This is a genomic window from Vibrio sp. 10N.222.55.C6 (assembly GCF_041473395.1).
Lineage (GTDB): Bacteria > Pseudomonadota > Gammaproteobacteria > Enterobacterales > Vibrionaceae > Vibrio > Vibrio crassostreae_C.
Genome location: NZ_JBFRSD010001232.1, coordinates 1 through 323 on the forward strand (window position 1 = coordinate 1; position 323 = coordinate 323).

Sequence of the window (323 nt, forward strand, 5' to 3'; positions counted from 1 at the left end):
CTCCTAATGTGCATTAACTCGTAACCAATCTGATCGGCAGCTACTATCTCTTCATCGCACTGGAACTTACATAAACCCTCATTGGAAGACCTGAATACAGAAGGTACAAGCTTCCAAGTGGCATCTTCATGCCCACGAAATATCATTCCAGCATCTGAGAGCTTGTCTGGTCTAAGTGCTTCAAATATTTCATCTGAGTCAACGCAAGAGATTTCTTCGATATTATCATTTATGTTCTGTAGCACCAGCGACCTCTTGAATATATATTGAAAATCAAAATGATAAGTTGCTTCTTAGATCAACTATATAGTGGACCTCTAACT

1 protein-coding gene is annotated in these 323 nt (G+C 39.0%); it reads right to left on the minus strand.

The window, feature by feature from the left end; translation table 11 throughout:
• The coding region (locus AB4486_RS28325; RefSeq protein ID WP_372120157.1) for a hypothetical protein at window positions 1–245 on the minus strand (245 nt) is incomplete at its 3' end.
• Window positions 246–323 lie beyond the last annotated feature (78 nt).